The sequence below is a fragment of the Serratia surfactantfaciens genome, from assembly GCF_001642805.2.
GTDB lineage: Bacteria > Pseudomonadota > Gammaproteobacteria > Enterobacterales > Enterobacteriaceae > Serratia > Serratia surfactantfaciens.
The window spans coordinates 4,368,206-4,388,492 of record NZ_CP016948.1; the positions used below are offsets into that span (position 1 = coordinate 4,368,206).

Sequence of the window (20,287 nt, forward strand, 5' to 3'; positions counted from 1 at the left end):
TCATGACCAGCAAAGCCATCTATCCCGGGACCTTCGATCCCATGACCAACGGCCACCTGGATTTAGTAACGCGCGCGTCACTGATGTTCGATCACGTGATTCTGGCCATCGCCGCCAGCCCGAGCAAAAAACCGCTGTTCAGCCTGGATGAACGCGTGGCGTTGGCGACGCAGGTCACCTCGCATCTGGACAATGTGGAAGTGCTGGGCTTCAGTGAACTGATGGCGCACTTCGCCGCCCACCAGAACGCCAATATCCTGGTGCGCGGGCTGCGTGCAGTGTCTGACTTTGAATACGAATTGCAGCTGGCGAACATGAACCGTCACTTGATGCCAACGCTGGAAAGCGTATTTCTGATGCCTTCCGAAGAGTGGTCGTTCATCTCCTCCTCACTGGTGAAGGAGGTCGCCCGCCACGGCGGCGATATCGCGCCTTTCCTGCCCGATGTGGTCACCCAGGCGCTGATGGCCAAGCTCGCCGCCGAGTGATGCTCAGCGCTGGCAGCGGCGGCAAAAGAAGGTGCTGCGCTGCCCATGTTTGGCGGATTCAATCGGCGTGCCGCATGCGCGGCACGGTTCTCCCGCCCGCCCGTAAACCTGCAACTCCTGCGCGAAATACCCCGGTTTGCCGTCCGACTGCAAAAAGTCGCGCAATGTCGTGCCGCCCTGCTCGATGGAACGTTGCAACACCGCCTTGATGGTCTGCGCCAACAATGCCGCTTCGGCTTTGCTCAAGGATCCCGCCGGACGATCGGGCAGGATCCCGGCGCTGAACAACGATTCGCTGGCGTAAATGTTACCGACCCCGACCACCAGCTTGTTATCCATCAGCCACGGTTTGATCAACGTGCGCTTATTGCGTGATTTTTCATACAGGTAGTCGCCGTTGAACGCTTCGCTCAGCGGTTCCGGCCCCAAGTGAGCCAACACGCTGCTGGTCGCCAAATCTTCGCACCACAGCCAGGCGCCGAAACGGCGCGGATCGGTATAGCGCAGGATCATGCCGTTATTGATCACCAGATCAACGTGGTCATGTTTACCTGCTTCGTCTTCGTTTTCCTCGCGCAGCATGCGCAGGCTGCCCGACATGCCCAGATGCACGATAATCCAACCGCGCTGCAGTTCGATCAGCAGGTATTTGGCCCGACGCTGCACGCTGAGCACCGGCTGATCGCTCAGCGTCAGGATCTGCTCGGAAACCGGCCAGCGCAGGCGCGCGTTGCGCACCACCGCATACTGAATGCTGTGGCCGACAAGATAAGGCTCTATACCGCGTCTGCTCGTCTCAACTTCCGGTAATTCAGGCATCTGGCTTCCCCTCCGACGTTTTCTACCCTTTATAAAACAAAAAACCCGGCCAAGGCCGGGTTTTTCATTAATCCACTAAAATTATTTAATTTTAGCTTCTTTGTATACTACGTGCTGACGGACAACTGGATCGAATTTCTTCAGTTCCAATTTTTCCGGCTTAGTACGCTTGTTCTTCGTGGTGGTATAGAAGTGACCAGTACCAGCAGAAGAAACCAGCTTGATCTTCTCGCGAACACCTTTAGCCATGATTCAGTTCCTTAATACTTCTCACCACGGGCACGCAGATCGGCCAGAACCGTCTCAATACCCTTCTTATCGATAACACGCATACCTTTAGCAGATACACGCAGAGTTACAAAGCGCTTCTCAGCCTCAACCCAAAAACGGTGTGAGTGCAGGTTAGGCAGAAAACGGCGTTTGGTCGCGTTCATTGCGTGGGAACGGTTGTTACCGCTCACCGGGCGCTTGCCAGTAACTTGGCAGACTCGGGACATGTCTATTCTCCAAAAATCAAATCAGCTCGAGCTTCGTATAGGGTATGGCCGCCTCGTCAGGCTTTTAGAGCCCATCTCAGCAAACTTCATACTGAGGAGACTCTCGTCATCAGGTAGAAACCACACATCAGGTCAGAAACCTGCTGAGATAGGCTCTTGCGCCAAACCCAAGATTCTCAAAGGTGGCGTAGTATACGCTCTGAAGCGTAAGTGCTCAAGTCCCGAACAGCTAAAGATCCCACAAGGATCGCGAAAAAATCGCTTAAAGCCATCCGCGCTCGGCAAAAGAGACGCATTCACCCCGACCGATCACCAAATGATCAAGCACTCGGATCTCCAATAACTGGCAGGCTTTCACCACTTGCTCGGTTATCAAACGGTCGGCGTGACTGGGTTCAGCCTTACCCGAGGGGTGATTATGCGCGAGAATCAGCGCGGCTGCATTAGCCTTCAGCGCTTCACGCACAATTTCTCTCGGGTAGACGACGACGCTGCTGATGGTACCAGCAAACATCTCCTGATGGCGAATAACCCGGTGCTGATTGTCTAAAAACAATACCAAAAAGACCTCTCGCTCGCGATGCGCCAGCAGACTTTGCAGGTAATGCTGGGTGACGCGCGGGTTGAGCATGGCATTTTCCTGCGACAAGTGGCTGGAAAAGAAGCGCAGCGCCAGTTCGGCAATCGCCTGCAGTTGGGTATAGCTGGCGTCGCCCAGGCCTTTTTGGCTACAAAAAGCCTGATGATCGGCCGACATCAGGTGATAAAGCGAGCCGAATCGGCGCAGCAGTTGTTCCGCCAACTGCATCACATGCACGCCGGGCAATCCGGTGCGCAAGAAAATGGCCAACAGCTCTGCGTCGGACAGCGACGCCGCCCCTTGCATCAGCAGCTTTTCACGCGGTGCCAACGCGCCCGGCCAGCACGCCACAATCGGGTTGCTCATCGTGTTCCTCCCTGAAAGGGCTACAGCATGCCATGTGCCACCCGGCGCGTTCGACAGGTGTTTGATAACATTGCGAAGTGTTTCGCAAAGCACAATGTAACGCCTTGCAGCCATTGCGGAATCGCTCACCTGAACGGCGGATATGCTAAAATGGCGCATCTTTCGGCTTTCAATCGGACAATGATGATGACGGGACTTTCCGGCAAACATATTGTGCTTGGCATCAGCGGCGGCATCGCCGCCTACAAATGCCCAGAGCTGGTGCGCCGCCTGCGCGACAGAGGCGCAGAAGTGCGCGTGGTGATGACCCACGCCGCCAAGGCGTTCATTACGCCGCTGACGCTGCAGGCCGTTTCCGGCTATCCGGTGTCCGACGATCTGTTGGATCCCGCCGCCGAAGCCGCCATGGGCCACATCGAACTCGGCAAATGGGCGGACCTGGTGATTCTGGCGCCGGCGACCGCCGATCTGCTGGCGCGCGTCGCCGCCGGCATGGCCAACGATCTGCTGACCACCGTCTGCCTGGCGACCGACGCACCTATCGCCGCCGCGCCCGCCATGAACCAGCAGATGTATCGCGCCGCCGCCACGCAGGCCAACCTGCAAACGCTGCAGGCACGTGGCATGCTGCTCTGGGGGCCGGACAGCGGCAGCCAGGCCTGCGGCGACGTCGGCCCGGGCCGCATGCTGGATCCGCTGGACATCGTCGAACTGGCGAACGGCCATTTCTCTGTCACGCAGGATCTGCAACATTTGCAGGTTATGATCACCGCCGGCCCGACGCGTGAAGCGCTGGATCCGGTACGTTTCATCAGTAATCACAGCTCAGGCAAAATGGGCTTCGCCATTGCCCGCGCCGCCGCCGCTCGCGGCGCGCAGGTAACGCTGATCGCCGGGCCGGTCAATTTGCCGACGCCGCCATCAGTCACCCGAGTCGACGTTACCAGCGCACTGGAGATGGAGCAGGCGGTGCAGCAACGCGCCGCGCAGCAGCAGATTTTCATCTCCTGCGCCGCCGTGGCCGACTATCGCCCCGAGCGGATCGCCGATGAAAAAATAAAAAAACAGGGTGATGAAATCGTCCTCAAGATGGTAAAAAACCCCGATATCGTCGCCGGCGTGGCGGCGATGACCAAAAATCGCCCCTTTGTCGTGGGGTTTGCCGCCGAAACCCAGAATGTGGAAGAATACGCGCGGCAAAAACTGGCGCGTAAGAAGCTGGATTTAATTTGCGCTAACGATGTATCGCTTGCAGAGCACGGGTTCAACAGCGACACCAATGCCCTGCACCTTTTTTGGCAGGATGGAGAGAAACGCCTGGCGCTGAGCGACAAGGCACTCCTTGGCCAACGTTTAATAGACGAGATAGTCAGCCGTTATGATGAAAAAAATCGACGTTAAGATCCTCGACCCACGCATCGGTCAGGATTTCCCGCTACCGACCTACGCTACTCCGGGCTCTGCCGGTCTCGACCTGCGCGCCTGCCTGGACAGCGCGGTGGAGCTGGCGCCGGGTGAAACCACGCTGCTGCCTACCGGCCTCGCGATCCACATCGCCGACGCTAGCCTGGCGGCAGTGATCCTGCCGCGCTCGGGCCTGGGCCATAAGCACGGCGTCGTGCTGGGCAACCTGGTCGGCCTGATCGACTCCGATTACCAGGGCCAGCTGATGGTGTCCGTGTGGAACCGCGGCCAGAAGCACTTCACCATCGAGCCGGGCGAACGCATCGCGCAGATGGTCTTCGTGCCGGTGGTGCAGGCCGAATTCAACCTGGTGGAAGAGTTCGACAGCAGCGAACGCGGCGAAGGCGGCTTCGGCCACTCGGGGCGCCACTAAGCGCTACCCAATGTACGATGGCCGGCAGGGAAACGTCGCCTGAACCTTGCCTTTCCGGGGAGAAGGATGTCTCTGCGGCAAGGTTTTACCGCGACAATTGCAGCGCACACCAGGCAGCGCGGAAAAAGGCCGTTAAGGCCGCTGACCCCAGCATCGTAAAAAAGCTATCACATAAGCCGCACAGAGCCTGCTCTGCAGCGGCCGGTGCGCGGGTTTCCGTCAGTTAAGTTTTAGCAAGGGTCTAATCAGACATGGCAGAAAAAGAAAAGACGAAAAGGAATCGGCGCGAGGAAATATTGCAGGCGTTAGCCCAGATGCTGGAGTCCAGCGACGGCAGCCAACGCATCACCACCGCCAAGCTCGCCGCGAACGTGGGTGTTTCTGAAGCTGCGCTGTACCGGCATTTCCCCAGCAAGACACGGATGTTCGACAGTCTGATCGAGTTTATTGAAGACAGCCTGATCACCCGCATCAACCTGATCTTGCAGGACGAGAAAGAGACGTTTAATCGTCTGCGCCTGATTTTGCTGCTGATTCTGGGCTTTGCGGAACGCAACCCAGGGCTGACGCGCATCATGACCGGCCACGCGCTGATGTTTGAACAGGATCGCCTGCAGGGCCGCATCAATCAGCTGTTCGAGCGCATCGAGGCGCAGCTGCGCCAGGTGCTGAAAGAGCGCAAATTGCGCGAAGGCAAAGGCTTTATCGTCGATGAAACGCTGCTGGCCAGCCAGCTGCTGGCCTTCTGCGAAGGCATGTTGTCGCGCTATGTGCGTTCGGAATTCCGCTATCGCCCCACGCAGGAATTCGACGCCCGCTGGCCGCTATTAGCGGCACAGCTGCAATAACGAAAACGCCGGGCATGCCCGGCGTTGTTATTTAGACGCCGTACTGCTCGCGGTAAGTGCGCACCGCCGCCAGGTGGTCCGCCATCTCCGGTTTCTCTTCCAGGTAGGCAATCAGGTCTTTCAGCGTCACGATCGAAATCACCTTGCAGTGATAGTCGCGTTCCACTTCCTGAATGGCGGAGATATCCGCGCGGCCGCGTTCCTGACGGTCGAGGGAGATCAGCACCCCCGCCAGCGAAGCGCCGCTGGCGCCGATGATTTCCATCGACTCGCGGATCGCGGTGCCGGCGGTGATCACATCGTCCACCAGCATCACGCGCCCCTGCAGCGGACTGCCCACCAGCGAACCACCTTCGCCATGGGTTTTGGCTTCCTTGCGGTTAAAGCAGTAAGGCACGTCGCGCTCATGGTGTTCCGCCAGCGCCACCGCCGTGGTGGTGGCGATAGGAATGCCTTTATAGGCCGGGCCAAACAGCAGGTCGAAATCGATGCCGGAATCCATCAGGGCTTCGGCGTAGAAGCGCCCCAACAGCGCAAGATCGCGCCCGGTATTAAACAGGCCGGCGTTGAAGAAATACGGGCTAGTGCGGCCGGATTTCAGGGTGAACTCGCCGAACTTCAATACCTGCTTGTTAAGCGCGAACTCGATAAACTGGCGCTGATAGGCTTTCATTACTGCTTCTCCTCGTCTGAATCTGTTTGGGTCTTGTCATTACTGCCGCCCGATCGTCGGGCATAAAAAAGGCGACTTCTCAGTCGCCTTAAAAAATCAGTTCGCCAGCGCCGCTTTCTGCGCCTGGAAGATGGTTTCGATGCCCCCTCGGGCCAGCGCCAATAGCGCCAACAGCTCATCGTGGCTGAACGGCTCGCCTTCGGCGGTGCCTTGCACTTCAATCATGCGGCCGTCTTCCATCATCACCACGTTCATGTCGGTTTCCGCGGCGGAATCTTCCACATACTCCAGATCGCACAGCGCTTCGCCATTGACGATGCCGACGGAAACCGCCGCCACCATGCCCTTCATCGGGTTGGCTTTCAGCTTGCCGTTGGCCACCAGCGTGTTCAGCGCGTCGGCCAGCGCCACGCAGGCGCCGGAGATGGAGGCGGTGCGGGTACCGCCGTCGGCCTGCAGTACGTCGCAGTCGAGGGTGATGGTGAATTCACCGAGCTTTTTCAGATCCACTGCGGCGCGCAGCGAGCGGGCGATCAGACGCTGGATTTCCAGCGTGCGGCCGCCCTGCTTGCCTTTGGCGGCTTCACGGGCATTGCGGCTGTGGGTGGAGCGCGGCAGCATACCGTACTCGGCGGTGATCCAACCTTGCCCCTGGCCTTTCAGGAAGCGCGGAACGCCCTCTTCTACCGTGGCGGTGCACAAGACTTTGGTATCGCCAAACTCAACCAGCACTGAACCTTCAGCGTGTTTGGTATAGTGACGGGTCAGTGTCAGTGGGCGAACTTGCTGTGGTGCTCTGCCTGCAGGACGCATGGGCTCTCTCCGGCTTCAAATCAACTATTGGCTGCGCATTATACGGGCTTCGTGACGTAATGCCTATCCTGCCCGCAGCCGCGACGCTATAATCGCCCCATCTTTTCCTATTACGGGTACGCATCAATGATCCGCAGCATGACCGCCTACGCCCGGCGTGAAATCAAGGGTGAATGGGGCAGCGCAGCCTGGGAGCTGCGTTCCGTTAACCAGCGCTACTTAGAAACCTACATCCGCCTGCCGGAACAATTCCGCAGCCTGGAGCCGGTGATCCGTGAACGTATCCGTGGCCGCCTGACCCGCGGCAAAGTCGAATGCAACCTGCGTTTCGAACTGGACCCAAGCGCGCAAAGCTCGCTGATCCTGAACGAAAAGCTGGCCAAACAGCTGGTCGAAGCCGCCAACTGGGTGAAAATGCAGAGCGACGAAGGGGAAATCAACCCGATCGACGTGCTGCGCTGGCCGGGTGTGATGTCCGCGCAGGAGCAGGATCTGGACGCCATCAGCGCCGAGCTGATGCAGGCGCTGGACGGCGCGCTGGATGACTTTATCGTGGCACGCGAAAGCGAAGGCGCCGCGCTGAAAACGCTGATCGAACAGCGCCTCGACGGCGTCAGCGCCGAAGTGGTCAAAGTGCGCGCCCAGATGCCGAACATCCTGCAATGGCAGCGCGAGCGCCTGGTCAGCAAGCTGGAAGAGGCGCAGGTGCAGCTGGAAAACACCCGCCTGGAGCAGGAGCTGGTGCTGATGGCGCAGCGCATCGACGTCGCCGAAGAGCTGGACCGTCTGGAAGCGCACGTGAAAGAGACGCACAACATCCTGAAGAAGAAAGAAGCCGTCGGCCGCCGCCTCGACTTTATGATGCAGGAGTTCAACCGCGAATCGAACACCCTGGCCTCCAAGTCGATCAATGCCGACGTCACCGCCTCCGCCATCGAGCTGAAGGTGCTGATCGAGCAGATGCGCGAGCAGATCCAGAACATCGAGTGATCCCGCTCCGCACGCCATCAAGCCCGCGGCACGCGGGCTTTTTTATGGCTGCAGATCAGCGATAGGCGGCCGCCTGCTCCTCACCGATCAACCCCATTTTCTGCAGCTGCACCGCAATGCTCCAGGTTGAGCGCTCAAACTCATCGCTCAACGCTTCCAGCGTCGCCCCGGCCGCATGGCTCTCGCGCAGCCGCAGTTTTTCCTCTTCCGACCAGGGGAAATAGGCATTGGCCGGCCGACCCTCAATGAGATTTTTCTGCCGCTTCTCTTCCGGCGTCAGCCGGGCTTTTTTCTGCAGTGCGGATTCACCGTCGAACTCGTTGGCCAACGCGAACAGCAGGCGGATAGCCTCCGGCGCACAGGCCGCTGAAGCCGGTTTCAACAGCTCGCCGGTGTCGGGATTAACGCCGTTGGCCAGCGCCCTGAGCAACATGCCGGTATTCATCGTTCACCTCCTGACTTGAGAAAATGCGCGCCGGTCGCGGCGCCCTGCTCAAGCATGTTTCTCCGTCTTAGCCGAGAAAACCACGTTTTGCGCCGGGAAAAATCCCCCATTGCGAGCCAGATTCCAGGCGTCTGCACGCGTGGGGCGAAGGTTGCATCAGGTTGCGGGCCAGTAGGCTGTTCACAGGGGGCTTATGAAAAACTGCCGAGCAGCGCGTGTGGATGACATTCGGCAAGATATCCCGCATGCCATAAGTATTTTGTTCTAATTATCACGCAAGGTAATGAAAGGACGGCGATGCTGTGGCTAAATGTGTTTTTTTCCTGCCCGTGAACCGTACGGACCGTTTATGCCACAAATTCTGCAATTTATTATGGCCCTGGTGGTGATCATCGCCCTGGCGCTGCTGGTCAGCAATAATCGCAAGAAAATCCGCCTGCGCTATATCATCCAGCTACTGGTGATCGAAGGCGCGCTGGCCTATTTCTTCCTGCACTCCGCCAGCGGGCTCAGCGTGATCAAACACGTCGCCGGCTTCTTCGACACCCTGCTCGCCTACGCGGCACAAGGATCGGAGTTCGTGTTCGGCGGCATGAGCAAGGATGGCCTGGCGTTCATCTTCCTCGGCGTTTTGTGCCCTATCATCTTTATTTCCGCCCTGATCGGCATTTTGCAGCATTTCCGCATCCTGCCGCTGATCATCCGTCTGGTCGGCACCCTGCTGTCCAAGGTCAACGGCATGGGCAAGCTGGAGTCGTTCAACGCCGTCAGCACGCTGGTGCTGGGGCAGTCGGAGAACTTTATCGCCTATAAAGGCATCATCGGCGATATCTCGCCGCGCCGCATGTACACCATGGCCGCCACCGCCATGTCGACGGTATCGCTCTCCATCGTCGGCGCCTACATGTCGATGATCGACGCGCAGTACGTGGTGGCGGCGTTGATCCTTAATATGTTCAGCACCTTCATCATCCTGTCGATCATCAACCCGTATCAGGTCGAAGACGAGCCGGAGCTGAAGCTGAACAAGCTGCACGAAGATCAGAGCTTCTTCGAAATGTTGGGCGAGTACATTCTGGCCGGCTTCAAAATTGCGATGATCATCGCGGCGATGCTGATCGGCTTTATCGCACTGATCTCCGCCGTCAATGCGCTGTTCTCGGCGGTGCTCGGCATCAGCTTCCAGCAGATCCTCGGCTACGTGTTCTATCCGCTGGCCTGGCTGATCGGCATCCCGGCGGAAGAGGCCTTGAAGGCGGGCAGCATCATGGCAACCAAACTGGTGGCCAACGAATTCGTGGCGATGATTGAGCTGAAGAAGATCGCGGCGGAGCTGTCGCCGCGCGGGCTGGGCATTCTGTCGGTGTTCCTGGTGTCGTTCGCCAACTTCGCCTCCATCGGCATCGTCGCCGGCGCCATCAAGGGGCTGAACGAGCAGCAAGGCAACGTAGTTTCCCGCTTTGGCCTGAAGCTGGTTTATGGCTCGACGCTGGTGAGCCTGTTGTCGGCGGCCATCGCCGGCCTGGTGCTGTAATCTCCACTCCCGGCCATAAGGCCGGGAGTTCGCTTTAAAACGCCACGCACACCGGCGCATCCACCCGCATCACAGAATCCTGCGCAAACTGCTGCTTATAGCCGCTGCGCAGCGCCTCGATATTCGTCTCGCTCTCTTTGCCCGGCGCATGGATCAGCAGCAGCGCCTTGCTGTTCTCGCGCGCCAGTTTGCCGTCGTGGCCCAGCCACTGCCCTTTGGCGTCAAACACCGTCAGCCCGTCTTTAAAGCGCGGCGTCACCTGGCTGTCGACGAAGGTTTGCCACTCGGCGGCGGTGATCGCCGGCCCCGCCGGACGATTCAGGCCAAAATAGAGCGTTGTCTGCACCAGCGGATCGCCGGTGCGGCAAACCGGGGCGGGGGACGTTGTCTGGTGACCTGGCGCCACGCAGCCGCTCAACAGCAGGGCGGCAGCCACCACGGCGCAGGCGGCCAGTTTCGGGGAATTTTTCATCTGCAGTCTCGGTTTCTCAGTTGAAGGATTAGCTGCAAAAAGCATAGTCAGCGATGGAAACAAGCGCGAAATTTCTAATGCTTTTATCAGCAGCAAGATGTTAAAAAAGGCTGGTTATCAGCAATAAAAACGCAGTTTGGATTAGCTAAATTAATCCGAAACGCCATCGGTGAAAAAAACTCAGTAGCGCGCACCCTCGGCGGCGATTACCCTGCCGTCCATCATTCTGACGCAAGTACGCTGTGAACCCCTTATGTTACTGAGCATCCTTTATATCATCGGCATCACCGCCGAAGCCATGACCGGCGCGCTGGCGGCCGGCCGCCGCCAAATGGACATGTTCGGCGTGATCATCATCGCCTCGGTCACGGCGATCGGCGGCGGGTCGGTGCGCGATATGCTGCTCGGGCATTTTCCGTTGGGCTGGGTCAAACACCCGGAATACATCGTCATCGTCGCGATAGCGGCGATCGTCACCACCTGGGTGGCCCCCCTGATGCGCCATCTGCGCCGCCTGTTCCTGGTGCTCGACGCTGTCGGCCTGATCGTCTTCTCCATCATCGGCGCGCAGGTGGCGCTGGATATGGGGCACAGCGCGATTATCGCCGCCATCGCCGCGGTGATCACCGGCGTCTTCGGCGGGGTGCTGCGCGACATGTTCTGCAACCGTATCCCGCTGGTGTTCCAGAAGGAGATCTACGCCGGCATCTCCTTCAGCGCCGCCTGGCTGTATATCGGCCTGCAGCACCTCAGCCTGCCGCACAATCTGGTGGTGATCATCACGCTGGTCGCCGGCCTGAGCGCGCGCCTGATCGCCCTGCGCTTCCGCCTCGGCCTGCCGGTGTTCAACTACCAGCATCCGGATCATTGATGTCGGGGCGGCAACGCGCCGCCGCCGAGGCCAAAACTGCAGAAATGTCGCCCTTCAACGCGCAAATTCGCGCATTCACCGCTTTTTCCGCGCAAAGCCGCGGGCAAAATGCGAGCTAACGCTGCACCCGGCGCGTTAGCCGTGTATACTGTGCGGAGAAAATACACATCCGCTGTTATTGGCATATCAACCGTTATCAACGAACATCATCATGGCTCAAGGCACGCTTTATATTGTCTCTGCTCCCAGTGGCGCAGGTAAATCAAGTCTGATTCAGGCTTTGTTAAAGACGCAACCGCTGTACGACACGCAGGTTTCGGTTTCGCACACCACGCGCGACAGCCGCCCGGGTGAAAATCACGGCGAGCACTATTTCTTCGTCTCGAAAGACGAATTCCGCCGGATGATCGAGCAGGACGCGTTTCTTGAGCACGCCGAAGTGTTCGGCAACTATTACGGCACCTCGCGCGCCGCCATCGAACAAGTGTTGGCGACCGGCGTAGACGTGTTTCTGGATATCGACTGGCAGGGCGCGCAGCAAATCCGCGCCAAAATGCCGCAGGCGCGCAGCATCTTCATTCTGCCGCCGTCGAAGGAAGAACTGGGCCGCCGCCTGCGCGGGCGCGGGCAGGATTCCGAAGAGGTGATCGCCAAGCGCATGGCTCAGGCCGTGGCGGAAATGACGCATTACGCGGAGTACGATTACCTGATCGTGAACGATGATTTCGATCTGGCGCTGTCCGATCTGAAGACCATCATTCGCGCCGAACGCCTGCGTTTGGGCCGCCAGTTGCTGCGGCATGACGCTTTAATCAGCAAACTATTGGCAGACTGAAGGCAGTTTCAGTATCATGCCCAGTCTTTTCGTCACCTGTGGAGTAGCACAAATATGGCACGCGTAACTGTTCAAGACGCTGTAGAGAAAATTGGTAACCGTTTTGACCTGGTGTTGGTCGCTGCTCGTCGGGCGCGTCAGATCCAGACCGGCGGCAAAGATGCACTGGTTCCGGAAGAGAACGACAAGTACACCGTTATCGCCCTGCGCGAAATCGAAGAAGGCCTGATCACCAGCCAGATCCTCGACGTGCGTGAGCGCCAGGAGCAGCAAGAGCAGGAAGCCGCAGAGATTCAAGCGGTTACCGCGATTGCTGAAGGTCGTCGTTAATTAGACTGCGAGTCCGCCTTGTACCTGTTTGAAAGCCTGAATCTGCTGATTCAACGTTACCTGCCCGAGGAGCAGATTAAGCGCCTCAAACAGGCATACCTCGTCGCGCGCGACGCGCACGAGGGCCAGACACGCTCCAGCGGTGAGCCCTACATTACTCACCCGGTCGCCGTGGCCTGCATCCTGGCGGAAATGCGTCTCGACCACGAGACGCTGATGGCGGCATTGCTGCACGACGTCATCGAAGACACCCCGGCCACCTATCAGGATATGGAACAGCTGTTCGGCAAGAGCGTCGCCGAACTGGTCGAGGGCGTCTCCAAGCTCGATAAGCTGAAATTCCAGGACAAGAAAGAAGCGCAGGCGGAAAACTTCCGCAAGATGATCATGGCGATGGTGCAGGATATCCGCGTCGTGCTGATCAAGCTGGCCGACCGTACGCACAACATGCGCACCCTCGGTTCTCTGCGCCCCGACAAACGCCGGCGCATCGCGCGTGAAACCCTGGAAATCTACAGCCCGCTCGCCCACCGTCTGGGTATTCATCACCTGAAAACCGAGCTGGAAGAGCTGGGCTTCGAGGCGCTGTACCCGAACCGTTATCGTGTGATCAAGGAAGTGGTGAAAGCCGCGCGCGGCAACCGCAAAGAGATGATTCAAAAAATCCTCTCCGAGATCGAAGGGCGGCTGACGGAAGCCGGCATCGCCTGCCGCGTCAGCGGGCGGGAAAAACACCTCTATTCCATCTACCTCAAGATGCACCTGAAAGAACAGCGGTTCCATTCCATCATGGATATCTACGCGTTCCGGGTGATCGTCAAAGAGGTCGATACCTGCTACCGCGTGCTCGGCCAGGTGCACAGCCTGTACAAGCCGCGTCCGGGGCGGGTGAAAGATTACATCGCCATTCCCAAGGCCAACGGCTATCAATCGCTGCATACCTCGCTGATCGGCCCGCACGGCGTGCCGGTCGAAGTGCAGATCCGCACCGAAGACATGGATCAGATGGCTGAGATGGGGGTGGCCGCGCACTGGGCTTACAAGGAAAGAGAACAGGGCGAAACCGGCACCACGGCGCAGATCCGCGCCCAGCGCTGGATGCAAAGCCTGCTGGAGCTGCAGCAAAGCGCCGGCAGTTCGTTTGAATTTATTGAGAGCGTCAAATCCGATCTGTTCCCGGATGAGATTTACGTTTTCACCCCGGAAGGCCGCATCGTCGAGCTGCCCGCCGGCGCCACGCCGGTCGACTTCGCCTATGCGGTGCATACCGATATCGGCCATGCCTGCGTCGGCGCGCGCGTCGATCGTCAGCCATACCCGCTGTCGCAGTCGCTGACCAGCGGCCAGACCGTCGAGATCATCACCGCACCGGGCGCGCGGCCTAACGCCGCCTGGCTGAACTTCGTGGTCAGCTCGAAAGCGCGCGCCAAAATTCGCCAGATGCTGAAGAATCTCAAGCGCGACGACTCCGTCGGCCTCGGCCGCCGTCTGCTCAACCACGCGCTGGGTGGCAGCCGCAAGCTGGCCGAAATCCCGCAGGAAAACATTCAGCACGAGCTGGACCGCATGAAGCTGGCGACGCTGGACGATCTGCTGGCGGAAATCGGCCTCGGCAACGCCATGAGCGTGGTGGTGGCGAAGAACCTGCAGGGCGATCAGTCCAGCCTGGGCGCGTCCTCCGGCGTGCGCAACCTGGCCATCAAGGGCGCCGACGGGGTGTTGATCACCTTCGCCAAGTGCTGCCGCCCGATTCCGGGCGACCCGATTATCGCTCACGTCAGCCCGGGCAAAGGGCTGGTGATCCACCATGAATCCTGCCGCAATATTCGCGGCTATCAGAAAGAGCCTGAGAAGTTCATGGCGGTCGAGTGGGATAAAGAGACCGAGCAGGAGTTCATCGCCGAAATTAAGGTGGATATGTTTAACCACCAGGGCGCGCTGGCCAACCTGACGGCGGCGATCAACGCGGCCGAGTCCAATATTCAGAGCCTGAACACCGAAGAGAAAGACGGTCGGGTTTATAGCGCCTTTATCCGCTTGACCACCCGCGATCGCATCCATTTGGCAAACATTATGCGTAAAATCCGTATCATGCCGGATGTGATCAAAGTTAACCGCAACCGAAACTAGCGCTTATGAGTCCTGAACGCTATGCGCGGATTTGTGAAATGCTCGCGACCCGGCAGCCGGATTTGACGGTTTGCCTGGAGCAGGTGCACAAACCGCATAACGTCTCCGCCATTATCCGTACCGCCGACGCCGTCGGCGTGCATCAGGTCCACGCCGTGTGGCCCACCACCCGCATGCGCACCCTGGTTTCCTCCGCCGCCGGCAGCAACAGCTGGGTCAGCGTTAAAACCCACCGCACCATCGGCGACGCGGTCGGTCACCTGAAAGCGCAGGGCATGCAAATTCTGGCCACCAACCTGTCTGCGCGCGCGGTCGATTTCCGCGAGGTGGACTACACCCGGCCAACCTGCGTGCTGCTCGGCCAGGAAAAAACCGGCATCACCGAAGAAGCGCTGGCGCTGGCCGATCAGGACATCGTCATTCCGATGATCGGCATGGTGCAATCGCTCAACGTCTCCGTAGCCTCCGCGCTGATCCTGTATGAGGCGCAGCGCCAACGGCAAAACGCCGGCCTGTATCGCCGCGATAACAGCATGCTGGACGAAGAAGAGCAGCAGCGCCTGCTGTTCGAAGGCGGCTACCCGGTGCTGGCCAATGTGGCCAAACGCAAAGGGCTGCCGCGCCCGCAGATCGACGAACAGGGCCAGGTGGTCGCCAGCGCCGAATGGTGGGCGGCCATGCAGGCGACGGTGCGCAAATGAAAGGCCGCCTGCTGGATGCTGTCCCACTCACCACGCTTTCCGGGGTTGGCGCCAGCCAGGCGGGCAAATTGGCCAAGCTTGGCCTCGATACCATTCAGGACCTGCTGCTGCACCTGCCGCTGCGCTACGAAGACCGCACCCGCCTCTATCCGATCAACGATTTGCTGCCGGGCATCTACGCCACGGTAGAAGGGGAAGTGCTGCGCAGCGACATCAGTTTCGGCCGCCGCCGCATGCTGACCTGCCAGATCAGCGACGGTACCGGCATCCTCACCATGCGGTTCTTCAACTTTAACGCCGCGATGAAGAACAGCCTGGCCACCGGCCGCCGCGTGACCGCCTACGGCGAGATCAAACGCGGCAACCACGGCGCGGAGATCATCCATCCGGAATACCGCATTCAGGGCGAAACCAGCGAGGTTGAGCTGCAGGAGTCGCTGACGCCGGTCTACCCCACCACCGAGGGGGTGCGGCAGGCCACGCTGCGCAAATTGACCGACCAGGCGCTGGAGCTGCTGGATACCTGCGCCATTGCCGAACTGCTGCCGCCGGAGCTGAGCGGCGGCCTGATGAGCCTGCCGCAGGCGCTGCACACCCTGCACCGCCCGCCGCCGGACATCCAGCTGGCGGATCTGGAGCTGGGCAAACACCCGGCGCAAAAACGCCTGATCCTCGAAGAGCTGTTGGCGCATAACCTCAGCATGCTGGCGGTGCGCGCCGGTGCCCAGAGTTACCGGGCGCAGCCGCTGCTGCCGGACGATCGGCTGAAAAACCGTTTTCTCGCCCAGCTGCCGTTCTCGCCGACCGGCGCGCAAACGCGCGTGGTGGCCGACATCGAAGCCGATATGCAAAAAGACTTCCCGATGATGCGGCTGGTGCAAGGCGACGTCGGCTCCGGCAAAACGCTGGTGGCGGCGCTGGCGGCGCTGCGCGCTATCGCGCACGGCAAGCAGGTAGCGCTGATGGCGCCAACCGAGCTGCTGGCCGAGCAGCACGCCAACAATTTCCGTCAGTGGTTCGAACCGCTGGGGCTGGAGGTCGGCTGGCTGGCCGGCAAACAGAAAGGCAAGGCGCGCATCGCGCAGCAGGAGGCCATCGCCAGCGGCCAGGTGTCGATGGTGGTCGGCACCCACGCCATCTTCCAGGAACAGGTGCAGTTCAACGGCCTGGCACTGGTGATCATCGATGAGCAGCACCGCTTCGGGGTGCATCAGCGGCTGGCGCTGTGGGAGAAAGGCGAAGAACAGGGCTTCCACGCCCATCAGCTGATCATGACCGCCACGCCGATCCCGCGCACGCTGGCAATGACCGCCTATGCCGATCTCGATACCTCGGTCATCGACGAGCTGCCGCCGGGCCGCACGCCGGTGACCACCGTCGCCATTCCCGATACCCGCCGCGCCGACATCATTCAACGGGTGAAGAGCGCCTGCCTGGAAGAGGGCCGGCAGGCTTACTGGGTGTGCACGTTGATCGAAGAGTCCGAACTGCTGGAGGCGCAGGCGGCGGAAGCCACCTGGGAAGAATTGAAAACCGCGCTGCCGGAGCTGAAGGTGGCGCTGGTGCACGGCCGCATGAAAGCTCAGGAGAAGCAGGCGGTGATGCAGGCGTTTAAACAGGGCGAGCTGCAGCTGTTGGTCGCCACCACGGTGATCGAAGTCGGCGTCGACGTGCCGAACGCCAGCCTGATGATTATCGAGAACCCGGAGCGGCTGGGTCTGGCGCAACTGCACCAGCTGCGCGGCCGCGTGGGGCGCGGCGCGGTGGCCTCACACTGCGTGCTGCTGTACAAAACGCCGCTGAGCAAAACCGCGCAAACGCGCCTGCAGGTGCTGCGCGACAGCAATGACGGCTTCGTCATCGCGCAGCGCGATCTGGAGATCCGCGGCCCGGGCGAGCTGCTCGGCACCCGCCAGACCGGCAGCGCCGAATTCAAAGTGGCAGACCTGCTGCGCGACCAGGCGATGATCCCCGAAGTGCAACGCGTCGCTCGCCACCTCCACCAGCACTATCCCGAACATGCCCAGGCGCTGATCGAGCGCTGGCTGCCGGAGAAGGCGCGCTACTCCAACGCATAAAAAAGGGCGCCGACGGCGCCCTCTTCTTTTCTGGCTCGCGATATCACCCCACCGCCGGGAACACCGGCAGCAGCAGATACAGCTTGATGACGATGGCATTGGCGATATCGATAAAGAACGCCCCCACCATCGGTACCACCAAAAACGCCACGTGCGACGGGCCGAAACGATCGGTGATCGCCTGCATGTTGGCGATCGCCGTCGGCGTGGCACCCATGCCGAAGCCGCAGTGGCCGGCAGCCAGCACCGCCGCGTCGTAGTTTTTACCCATCACCCGGTAGGTAACGAAGATCGCGTACAGCGCCATGACCAGCGTCTGCACCGCCAGGATCGCCAGCATCGGCAGCGCCAGCGAGGCCAGCTCCCACAGGCGCAGGCTCATCAGTGCCATCGCCAGGAACAGCGACAGGCTGACGTTGCCCAGCACCGATACCGCCCGCTCGAACACGGTATAAAAACCGGTGAAGGCCAGCGTGTTGCTGAGGATCACCCCGACGAACAGCACGCAAACGAAGTTCGGCAGTTCAAACACCGTGCCGCTCAGCAGGCCGGCAATCAGCTGCCCCAGGCTTAGACAGATGGCGATCATGGCGATGGTTTCGATCATCACCAGCGAGGTGATGAGACGGCCGCTTTCCGGCTTCTCGAAGCCGCTCGGCTGCACGCTGTCTTCCGGCGAGCCTTCCGGCGTAGAGGAGTGTTTGACCAGATAGCGCGCCACCGGGCCGCCGATCAGGCCGCCCAGCACCAGGCCGAAGGTGGCGCAGGCCATGGCGACTTCCGTCGCGTTTTCAAAACCGTAGCGCTCGATGAACAGCTTGCTCCAGGCCGCCCCGGTGCCGTGCCCGCCCGACAGGGTGATCGACCCGGCGATCAGGCCCATCAGCGGATCCAGCCCCAGCATTTTCGCCATGCCGATGCCGATGGCGTTCTGCACGATAAGCAACCCCAGCACCACGAACAGGAACACCACCAGTACCTTGCCACCGGCGCGCAAACGCGCCAGGTTGGCGTTCAGACCGATGGTGGCGAAGAAGGCCAGCATCAGCGGGTCCTTCAGCGACATGTCAAAACTGATTTCCCAGTTGACGAGCTTTTTCAGGGCTAACAGCAGCAGGGCCACCAGCAAACCGCCGGCGACGGGAGCAGGAATGGTATATTTTCGCAGCAGGGGAATGGTCCTGACGCACTTGCCCCCGAGGAGCAAAACCAGCGTCGCCGCGACTAACGTGCCATAAGTATCAAGATGAAACATCCAGGTACTCCATGTAAGGGAAAAGATCCAAATAAAAATAATAAGTTATAGAAAACCACTGAGTTTTTAAACTTGATGAGTGCAGGATTAGAAGTAAAAAACGCTGAGATGACAAGAAAAAATGAATGAAAATGCGACATAAACGAGAAAGTCGGCAACATAATATTTACGCGCAACCGTTTGCTTTTGCGGGGCGGAGCATTAAAATGCCTGCTTTGCCGTATCTGGAAACGCCACACCATGAGCATGTCATCCTCCGAGCTTGATGCCGCGCGCCAAGCCGCCTCAGAACCCCGCGCCAGTGAACTGATTTATCGCCTGGAAGATCGCCCGCCGCTGCCACAAACGCTGTTTGCCGCCGGCCAGCATCTGCTGGCGATGTTCGTCGCGGTGATCACTCCGGCCCTGCTGATCTGCCAGGCGCTGGGCCTGCCGGCGCAGGATACTCAGCACATCATCAGCATGTCGCTGTTCGCCTCCGGTCTGGCTTCCATTCTGCAAATCAAAACCTGGGGGCCGGTGGGCTCCGGGCTGCTGTCGATTCAGGGCACCAGCTTCAACTTCGTTTCGCCGCTGATCATGGGCGGTCTGGCGCTGAAAAACGGCGGCGCCGACGTGCCGACCATGATGGCCGCGCTGTTCGGCACCCTGATGGTCGCCTCCTGCACCGAAATTCTGCTGTCGCGCGTGCTGCATCTGGCGCGCCGCATCATCACCCCGCTGGTTTCCGGCATCGTGGTGATGATCATCGGCCTGTCGCTGATTCAGGTCGGCCTGACTTCGATCGGCGGCGGCTATGCCGCGATGAACGATCACAGCTTCGGCTCGCCGAAAAACCTGCTGCTGGCCGGCGCGGTGCTGGCGGTAATCATCCTGCTGAACCGCCAGCGCAACCCTTACCTGCGCGTGGCTTCGCTGGTGATCGCCATGGCGGTCGGCTATCTGTTGGCCTGGGCGATGGACATGCTGCCCGCCAACGCGCCGGCGGCGCCCACGGCGGCGATCACCATCCCCACGCCGCTCTATTACGGCCTGGGCTTCGACTGGAACCTGCTGCTGCCGCTGATGCTGATCTTTATGGTCACCTCGCTGGAAACCATCGGCGACATCACCGCCACTTCCGACGTCTCCGAACAGCCGGTCAGCGGGCCGCTGTACATGAAGCGCCTGAAGGGCGGCGTGCTGGCCAACGGCCTGAACTCGATGCTGTCGGCAGTGTTCAACACCTTCCCCAACTCCTGCTTCGGCCAGAACAACGGCGTGATCCAGCTGACCGGCGTCGCCAGCCGCTACGTCGGCTTCGTGGTGGCGCTGATGCTGATCGCGCTGGGGCTGTTCCCGGCGGTTGCCGGCTTCGTGCAGCACATCCCTGAGCCGGTGCTAGGCGGCGCGACCATCGTGATGTTCGGCACCATCGCCGCCTCCGGCGTGCGCATCGTGTCGCGCGAGCGCCTGAACCGCCGCGCCATCATGATCATGGCGCTGTCGCTGGCCGTCGGCATGGGCGTCTCCCAGCAGCCGCTGATCCTGCAGTTCGCGCCGGACTGGCTGAAAACCCTGCTCTCTTCCGGTATCGCCGCCGGTGGTATTACCGCCATCGTGCTGAACCTGGTGTTCCCGCAGGAACACGAGAAAAAGTAACCCGTCCCTTGACGTTCAAACGGCCGCCTGCGGCCGTTTTTTATTGTCTATCAGACCATTGCCCTTGAGATGCCCGGCCAATTG

The 20,287-nt window shown here is 60.1% G+C and carries 22 protein-coding genes; 13 read left to right on the forward strand and 9 right to left on the reverse strand.

The window, feature by feature from the left end; all coding sequences use genetic code 11:
• Nucleotides 1–2 precede the first annotated feature (2 nt).
• Nucleotides 3–488: a pantetheine-phosphate adenylyltransferase gene (coaD, locus tag ATE40_RS20450; RefSeq protein WP_004931181.1), complete on the forward strand. Its 486-nt coding sequence runs from the start codon at nucleotides 3–5 to the stop codon at nucleotides 486–488.
• Nucleotides 489–491: 3 nt separating this feature from the next.
• On the opposite strand, the gene mutM is transcribed toward coaD, so the two are convergent.
• From mutM to radC, 4 genes are all read right to left on the reverse strand, one after another.
• A complete protein-coding gene (gene mutM, locus ATE40_RS20455) occupies nucleotides 492–1,307 on the reverse strand; it encodes a bifunctional DNA-formamidopyrimidine glycosylase/DNA-(apurinic or apyrimidinic site) lyase (protein WP_025160307.1) in 816 nt (271 codons plus the stop codon).
• A gap of 81 nt (nucleotides 1,308–1,388) precedes the next feature.
• Nucleotides 1,389–1,556, reverse strand: a complete 168-nt coding sequence (gene rpmG, locus ATE40_RS20460) for a 50S ribosomal protein L33 (RefSeq protein WP_002442576.1) — start codon at nucleotides 1,554–1,556, stop codon at nucleotides 1,389–1,391.
• A gap of 11 nt (nucleotides 1,557–1,567) precedes the next feature.
• Entirely contained in the window at nucleotides 1,568–1,804 is a 237-nt protein-coding gene (gene rpmB / locus ATE40_RS24385) for a 50S ribosomal protein L28 (protein ID WP_004931195.1), read from the reverse strand.
• 262 nt (nucleotides 1,805–2,066) lie between these two features.
• Nucleotides 2,067–2,750, reverse strand: a complete 684-nt coding sequence (gene radC, locus ATE40_RS20465; RefSeq protein ID WP_004931197.1) for a RadC family protein — start codon at nucleotides 2,748–2,750, stop codon at nucleotides 2,067–2,069.
• 183 nt (nucleotides 2,751–2,933) lie between these two features.
• Here radC and coaBC point away from each other — a divergent pair, with 183 nt between their 5' ends.
• From coaBC to slmA, 3 genes are all read left to right on the forward strand, one after another.
• Nucleotides 2,934–4,151, forward strand: a complete 1,218-nt coding sequence (gene coaBC, locus ATE40_RS20470; protein WP_043129414.1) for a bifunctional phosphopantothenoylcysteine decarboxylase/phosphopantothenate--cysteine ligase CoaBC — start codon at nucleotides 2,934–2,936, stop codon at nucleotides 4,149–4,151.
• Nucleotides 4,129–4,587, forward strand: a complete 459-nt coding sequence (gene dut / locus ATE40_RS20475) for a dUTP diphosphatase (RefSeq protein ID WP_015379440.1) — start codon at nucleotides 4,129–4,131, stop codon at nucleotides 4,585–4,587. The genes coaBC and dut overlap by 23 nt, the downstream gene beginning before the upstream one ends.
• 251 nt (nucleotides 4,588–4,838) lie before the next feature.
• Complete coding sequence (gene slmA / locus ATE40_RS20480; protein ID WP_004931203.1) at nucleotides 4,839–5,435, forward strand: nucleoid occlusion factor SlmA; 597 nt, start codon at nucleotides 4,839–4,841, stop codon at nucleotides 5,433–5,435.
• 31 nt (nucleotides 5,436–5,466) lie between these two features.
• On the opposite strand, the gene pyrE is transcribed toward slmA, so the two are convergent.
• Both pyrE and rph read right to left on the reverse strand, forming a co-directional pair.
• On the reverse strand, nucleotides 5,467–6,108 hold the full coding sequence (pyrE, locus tag ATE40_RS20485) for an orotate phosphoribosyltransferase (protein ID WP_063918312.1): 642 nt from the start codon (nucleotides 6,106–6,108) through the stop codon (nucleotides 5,467–5,469).
• Between the two features lie 96 nt (nucleotides 6,109–6,204).
• A complete protein-coding gene (gene rph, locus ATE40_RS20490) occupies nucleotides 6,205–6,921 on the reverse strand; it encodes a ribonuclease PH (RefSeq protein WP_063918311.1) in 717 nt (238 codons plus the stop codon).
• Nucleotides 6,922–7,047: 126 nt separating this feature from the next.
• On the opposite strand from rph, the gene ATE40_RS20495 reads away from it, so the two are divergent.
• Nucleotides 7,048–7,911: a YicC/YloC family endoribonuclease gene (locus ATE40_RS20495; RefSeq protein WP_015379441.1), complete on the forward strand. Its 864-nt coding sequence runs from the start codon at nucleotides 7,048–7,050 to the stop codon at nucleotides 7,909–7,911.
• Nucleotides 7,912–7,966: 55 nt separating this feature from the next.
• Here ATE40_RS20495 and ATE40_RS20500 read toward each other — a convergent pair whose 3' ends face one another.
• Complete coding sequence (locus ATE40_RS20500) at nucleotides 7,967–8,356, reverse strand: hypothetical protein (RefSeq protein WP_019452194.1); 390 nt, start codon at nucleotides 8,354–8,356, stop codon at nucleotides 7,967–7,969.
• A gap of 349 nt (nucleotides 8,357–8,705) precedes the next feature.
• Between ATE40_RS20500 and ATE40_RS20505 the strand changes: the two genes are divergently transcribed.
• Entirely contained in the window at nucleotides 8,706–9,890 is a 1,185-nt protein-coding gene (locus tag ATE40_RS20505; RefSeq protein ID WP_004931212.1) for a NupC/NupG family nucleoside CNT transporter, read from the forward strand.
• Nucleotides 9,891–9,924: 34 nt separating this feature from the next.
• Here the strand turns inward: ATE40_RS20505 and ATE40_RS20510 are convergent, their stop codons facing one another.
• Complete coding sequence (locus tag ATE40_RS20510) at nucleotides 9,925–10,362, reverse strand: DUF3574 domain-containing protein (protein ID WP_063918310.1); 438 nt, start codon at nucleotides 10,360–10,362, stop codon at nucleotides 9,925–9,927.
• A gap of 253 nt (nucleotides 10,363–10,615) precedes the next feature.
• On the opposite strand from ATE40_RS20510, the gene ATE40_RS20515 reads away from it, so the two are divergent.
• From ATE40_RS20515 to recG, 6 genes are all read left to right on the forward strand, one after another.
• A complete protein-coding gene (locus ATE40_RS20515; RefSeq protein ID WP_019452191.1) occupies nucleotides 10,616–11,233 on the forward strand; it encodes a trimeric intracellular cation channel family protein in 618 nt (205 codons plus the stop codon).
• Nucleotides 11,234–11,444: 211 nt separating this feature from the next.
• Nucleotides 11,445–12,068, forward strand: coding sequence for a guanylate kinase (gmk, locus tag ATE40_RS20520; protein WP_004931218.1), 624 nt, complete (start codon nucleotides 11,445–11,447; stop codon nucleotides 12,066–12,068).
• A gap of 54 nt (nucleotides 12,069–12,122) precedes the next feature.
• A complete protein-coding gene (rpoZ, locus tag ATE40_RS20525; protein WP_004931221.1) occupies nucleotides 12,123–12,398 on the forward strand; it encodes a DNA-directed RNA polymerase subunit omega in 276 nt (91 codons plus the stop codon).
• Nucleotides 12,399–12,416: 18 nt separating this feature from the next.
• A complete protein-coding gene (gene spoT / locus ATE40_RS20530) occupies nucleotides 12,417–14,528 on the forward strand; it encodes a bifunctional GTP diphosphokinase/guanosine-3',5'-bis pyrophosphate 3'-pyrophosphohydrolase (protein WP_019452189.1) in 2,112 nt (703 codons plus the stop codon).
• Nucleotides 14,529–14,533: 5 nt separating this feature from the next.
• The gene (trmH, locus tag ATE40_RS20535) at nucleotides 14,534–15,229 is read left to right on the forward strand and encodes a tRNA (guanosine(18)-2'-O)-methyltransferase TrmH (protein WP_004931227.1); all 696 of its coding nucleotides are present in this window, start codon (nucleotides 14,534–14,536) and stop codon (nucleotides 15,227–15,229) included.
• On the forward strand, nucleotides 15,226–17,307 hold the full coding sequence (recG, locus tag ATE40_RS20540) for an ATP-dependent DNA helicase RecG (protein WP_063918309.1): 2,082 nt from the start codon (nucleotides 15,226–15,228) through the stop codon (nucleotides 17,305–17,307). The genes trmH and recG overlap by 4 nt, the downstream gene beginning before the upstream one ends.
• Nucleotides 17,308–17,350: 43 nt before the next feature.
• On the opposite strand, the gene gltS is transcribed toward recG, so the two are convergent.
• Nucleotides 17,351–18,562, reverse strand: a complete 1,212-nt coding sequence (gene gltS, locus ATE40_RS20545) for a sodium/glutamate symporter (protein ID WP_019452187.1) — start codon at nucleotides 18,560–18,562, stop codon at nucleotides 17,351–17,353.
• 240 nt (nucleotides 18,563–18,802) lie between these two features.
• Between gltS and ATE40_RS20550 the strand changes: the two genes are divergently transcribed.
• Entirely contained in the window at nucleotides 18,803–20,203 is a 1,401-nt protein-coding gene (locus ATE40_RS20550; protein ID WP_063918308.1) for a nucleobase:cation symporter-2 family protein, read from the forward strand.
• Nucleotides 20,204–20,287: the final 84 nt, after the last annotated feature.